This window comes from Ruminococcus sp. AF20-12LB, assembly GCF_003478985.1.
Lineage (GTDB): Bacteria > Bacillota > Clostridia > Lachnospirales > Lachnospiraceae > Blautia_A.
On the sequence record NZ_QUGH01000009.1, the window covers coordinates 176,724 to 181,429 of the forward strand.

At 42.5% G+C, this 4,706-nt stretch carries 4 protein-coding genes, 1 tRNA gene and 1 pseudogene; 1 reads left to right on the plus strand and 5 read right to left on the minus strand.

Annotated elements, in window-relative coordinates:
* Positions 1-54 precede the first annotated feature (54 nt).
* From hydF to DWX61_RS12675, 4 genes and pseudogenes are all read right to left on the minus strand, one after another.
* The gene (gene hydF, locus DWX61_RS12660; RefSeq protein ID WP_118625650.1) at positions 55-1,284 is read right to left on the minus strand and encodes a [FeFe] hydrogenase H-cluster maturation GTPase HydF; all 1,230 of its coding nucleotides are present in this window, start codon (positions 1,282-1,284) and stop codon (positions 55-57) included.
* Positions 1,285-1,477: 193 nt separating this feature from the next.
* A pseudogene (locus tag DWX61_RS12665) lies at positions 1,478-2,073 on the minus strand (sugar O-acetyltransferase).
* Positions 2,074-2,554: 481 nt separating this feature from the next.
* A complete protein-coding gene (locus DWX61_RS12670; RefSeq protein ID WP_021977953.1) occupies positions 2,555-3,115 on the minus strand; it encodes a flavin reductase family protein in 561 nt (186 codons plus the stop codon).
* Positions 3,112-3,696, minus strand: coding sequence for an NUDIX hydrolase (locus tag DWX61_RS12675; protein ID WP_118625652.1), 585 nt, complete (start codon positions 3,694-3,696; stop codon positions 3,112-3,114). Before DWX61_RS12675 ends, DWX61_RS12670 begins: the two co-directional genes overlap by 4 nt.
* A 233-nt stretch (positions 3,697-3,929) precedes the next feature.
* Between DWX61_RS12675 and DWX61_RS12680 the strand changes: the two genes are divergently transcribed.
* A complete protein-coding gene (locus DWX61_RS12680) occupies positions 3,930-4,181 on the plus strand; it encodes an RDAC family protein (protein ID WP_021977951.1) in 252 nt (83 codons plus the stop codon).
* A 105-nt stretch (positions 4,182-4,286) separates the two neighbouring features.
* Here the strand turns inward: DWX61_RS12680 and DWX61_RS12685 are convergent.
* A tRNA-Asn gene (locus DWX61_RS12685) sits at positions 4,287-4,359 on the minus strand.
* Positions 4,360-4,706 lie beyond the last annotated feature (347 nt).

A 4,706-nucleotide genomic window follows, 5' to 3' on the forward strand; every position in this document is an offset into this window, starting at 1 on the left:
CCACCCACTGCTTATTGCTTTTCGCAATTGAAGCAGGGGACTTACTTGATTTGGTTAAACATCCAGCTCTTTTCTTACATCCGGGAACATTTCCACACATCGTTTCAGGATTCCCTGCATGTAAGCAATGGCAATTCCATAATTGGTAATGGGGATTTCCTGGTCCAGCGCACATTTCTGACGGTAGCGCATTTCCCGCTCATTGAGCATACATCCACCACAGTGCACGATCAAGTTGTACTTCGTCACATCTTCCGGGAAATCTCTTCCTGAAGAATACTCAAATTCCAGATCTTTCCCCGTATAATTTCGGATCCAGCGTGGAAGCTTGACTGTTCCGATATCATCACACTGTCTATGATGGGTGCATCCCTCAGAGATCAGGATCTTATCTCCGTCTTTCAGTCGGTCAATGGCTGCTGCACCGGCTGCCGCTGTTTTCAGATTTCCTTTAAATCTGGCAAACAGAATTGAAAATGAAGTGAGCCAGATATCCTTCGGTGTTTCTTTGCTGACCTTTGCAAAAACCTGACTGTCTGTGATCACAAGCTTTGGCTTCTTACCCAGAGTTTCCAGAGTATTGGAAAGCTCATTCTCTTTGATCACAATGGCTGCTGCTCCAGCCTCCAGCACATCCCGGATTGTCTGCTGCTGTGGAAGGATCAGGCGGCCTTTTGGTGCGGCTTTATCGATCGGTACTACAAGAACCGCAAAGTCTGACGGCTCCAGGAGATCTCCTACCAGACGTAATTTCAGATCATCGGTTACTGCAAGAGATGCGATCTTTTCTTTCAGTTCATAGATGTTCTGACCTGTTGCCGCACTGGCGTAAATGAAGGGTTCCTGATTCCGATCCGGAGAATCCGCATTTATTTTCTGATTTTCCGAAAGAAGGTCGGATTTATTGTATACAACCAGGTACGGAATTTCCTTTTCTTTAAAAATGTGGATCAGCTCCTCATCCACATTGGTTTTTCCAAGGGTAGCATCCACAACAAGAACTGCCACATCCACACGGTTCAGTACCTGTTTTGCCTTTCGGACTCGAAGTTCTCCAAGATGTCCTTCATCATCAATACCCGGCGTATCAATAATTACAACCGGTCCCATTGGAAGCAGCTCCATGGCCTTGCTCACCGGATCCGTGGTAGTTCCTTTAACATCGGAAACCACAGCAAGTTCCTGACCTGTCACTTTATTTACAATACTGGATTTTCCTGCATTTCTTCTGCCAAAAAAACCGATATGTACACGGTCTGCTGACGGTGTTTCATTCATTCCCATAATTTTTCCTCTTTTCTTTCAGCATCAGACAGGTCCTCATCCATTCCTGTTCTCATCCACCTGTTTCATATTTCATAAGATCATTCGACCTTTGCTCCCGGCATTATCTGTTGATGTGCAAAAGCTTACGCCTCTGTTCCTGCCCTCTGCTTATTGCTTTTCGCAATTGAAGCAGGGGACTTACTTGATTTGGTTAAACGATCTCAGAATAATCAATTTTTCTGTCTTTAAAATAATATTCTTTATCCCGCTCATTCATTTCTCTCAGCACCCTGCATGGATTACCGACTGCAACCACATTGGAAGGCAGATCCTTCGTTACTATACTTCCGGCCCCAACTACAACATTATCACCAATAGTAACTCCCGGTAACACAACAACTCCAGATCCCAGCCAGCAGTTCTTACCGATATGAACTTCCATATTATACTGATATCCTTTTTCACGAAGCTCCGGTAAGATCGGGTGCCCCGCAGTTGCGATGGTCACATTTGGACCGATCATGGTATAATCGCCAACATAAATATGACCGTCATCTACCAGTGTCAGGTTAAAGTTGGCATAGACATTTTTCCAAAATGGACATATGCACCTGCCATATTGGCGTGAAGCGGTGGCTCGATATAACAATCTTCACCAATCTCCGCAAACATCTCTTTCAGCATTTCTTTTCTTTTATCCAGCTGTGTAGGGCGTGTCATATTGAAATCATAAAGCCTGTCCAGTTTCCTGATCTGATCCTGAAAGATTTCATCGTCATTAGGGAGATATAATTCTCCTGTATGCATTTTTTCTCTCATTGGGCGCATGGCAGCTCCTCCTTTTTGTATGTTTTTTACAAAAAATAATATATGGATTATGTTATCATATCGTATATTTACATACAAGCATGAAATTTCTGAATAATCCGAAGTTTTTTCGTGAATCTGTTATGTTCATATATGATCTGTAGCTTCATCTGCTGTTTCTTTTATAACAAAAAGTAATGATCAGGACGGGATTTTCCAGGCATGTCAAGCGGATATTCGCAATCCGCTTCGCTACGTGGCTCTACACCAAATAACTGCTCCGCAGTTTATCAGGAGGAGCTTGCACTCCTCCTGATACAAGCAAGTCCCCACCCACTGCTTATTGCTTTTCGCAATTGAAGCAGGGGACTTACTTGATTTGGTTAAAGAGTTTGGAATATTATAAAAAAAGTCTCTTCCAGAAGGCAGGTTTTTCAATCCTTTCTTCTTAAAGAGACTTTTTTGTTTCCATAAATATTATTTATTTCAATGCAGCTCCAGCTTTAAAAGCATCGCCCACCTTTTCGCCAAGACGGATATATGCGTTGTTAAACGGATCAAACGTGATCGGTGCAGCTTTTGCTACATCTACATTTCCGTTTTTGTCCAGAACACGTTCGTCCACGCTGACATTTACGATCTCACCAACCAGACGGCAGGTTTCTTTGTCGTAGCTTTTCAGTTTACATTCTACACAGATGGGAAGCTCTTTGATGATGGGGGCATCTACTTTTTCGGACTTTTCTGCTGTAAATCCGGCTTTTGCAAATTTATCCGGCTCTTTGTTTCCGGAAACAATTCCCACATAATCGCAGGCTGTCATATGATCCACATCCGCCATGCTTACTGTGAAAGCGCCTTTTTTCAGAATATTTTCGGTTGTTTTGTGACTCTCACTGACACAGATGGAAATTTCCTTATCATCACTGATTCCGCCCCAGGCAGCATTCATAACGTCCGGTTTGCCATCCTCGCCATATGTGGCGATCATTAATACTGGCTGTGGATAGGTATAAGGTTTTGCACCAAAATCTTTTCTCATGACTGTTTCTCTCCTTTATATTCGTTATTGTTGTTATTTTTTATGAATTCCCGCACAAGCTGCAGGCCTCCTAATGGAACACAGAATTTATCTCTGTGCTGTCTGCACTGCTGATACGTTGCTTCCAGATCAAACCACTGTACCTCTTCTACTTCTTCTTTCTGAAGTGTAAGACGATCGATCTCTACCGGATGATCGTAGATATAAACAAAGGCAATCTCTTCATCCCGGAACATTTTTCCATGAAATTCTTTGGCAAAAGATATCGGGAATTTTCCTGCAAACTGCAGATCTTCTGGCACTGCATGTATCCCCAGTTCTTCCTTTAGTTCCCGCAATGCTGATTCCAACGGTTCATCCCCTGCCTGTATGTGACCTGCAGATGAAGTATCAAATTTTCCTGGAAAAGAATCCTTGTTTCTGGATCTTTTTTGAAGAAGGATCTCTGTTCTTCCATTTTTCCGGCGGATGATCCAGATATGCGCAGTGCGATGGCGGATTCCCTCTGCATGGGCAATGCTCCGTTCTACGGTCTTTCCGGTGGGATTTCCGTTTTCATCTATGATATCAAATATTTCCATTCTTATCTGTCTGCTTCTTTCTCTTATAATTATTCTTAAGTGAATCAGATGATTTTTTATCTGATTACCAAAATGTCTGGGAACTGACAAAATTTACTATAGTATATATTTTAACATGATTTGAAAACAGTTTCCAGTCTGTTGTCGGAAAACCGGCATCTGTATTGCCTGTTTTTCTTTTCTTTGCTATGATATTTCTAACCACAATAATTATTTGACGGGAGGTTGATTTTATGTATTGTATTTCTTTTAATGATATCATTGAACTAAATGGACTACTTAAAGATCAGGGACTTCATTTTCGCATTCATCTTCGTGATGCTTGTGGAAAACAATCCTGTTGGATCGAACCGCTTGGGAATTGTGCATGTGAAGGACATTTTGATGAAATGTATCAGGTTCTGGAGAATTTTTTTGCAGGAAAAAGAGCCTCGATCGAGTATGATGAGAGTAAACTGAATTTCTGGATTTTGTCTGCAGATTGAGGATTCGCCATCCCGCAGGAGACTTGCCCGATTCAGTTAAAACAGATATTATGTGAAAATATAAATATGCCTGTAAACAGCACTCTGTTTACAGGCATAAAAAAACTCCCCCTGTTGGACTCGAACCAACGACACTGCGGTTAACAGCCGCATGCTCTACCGACTGAGCTAAGGAGGATTATTTATTAAGGTTTGTACCTTAAAAACTACATACATGTGTTTGTTGATGGTTAATCATTTTTGTTGAATCAATTTTTAACCTGCGTGCCGATTTGCCTTTTTTCACGGGCTCGCAGCTTGCGCTGCATCGCCTGTTCTTTTAGGCTACTCCAGCGGGGGTCATCTCACGACTCCATCGTTCGATGTCATTTGCTTCGCAAATGTTCAAGTCAGCTAATGCTCATACGTCCACAAGCAAGCTTGCTCCCGTATGACCCTTACCTGCCTTGCCCGCTTCCTCGGCTGGTTGGTCAAGCCCTCACCCGATTAGTAACAGTCAGCTCCATGTGTTACCACACTTCCACC

Coding starts and splice junctions, on each gene's coding strand:
- hydF (WP_118625650.1), bottom strand. CDS start 1,284: ATGGGAATGAATGAAACACCGTCAGCAGACCGTGTACATATCGGTTTT.
- DWX61_RS12670 (WP_021977953.1), bottom strand. CDS start 3,115: ATGAGAAAAGATTTTGGTGCAAAACCTTATACCTATCCACAGCCAGTA.
- DWX61_RS12675 (WP_118625652.1), bottom strand. CDS start 3,696: ATGGAAATATTTGATATCATAGATGAAAACGGAAATCCCACCGGAAAG.
- DWX61_RS12680 (WP_021977951.1), top strand. CDS start 3,930: ATGTATTGTATTTCTTTTAATGATATCATTGAACTAAATGGACTACTT.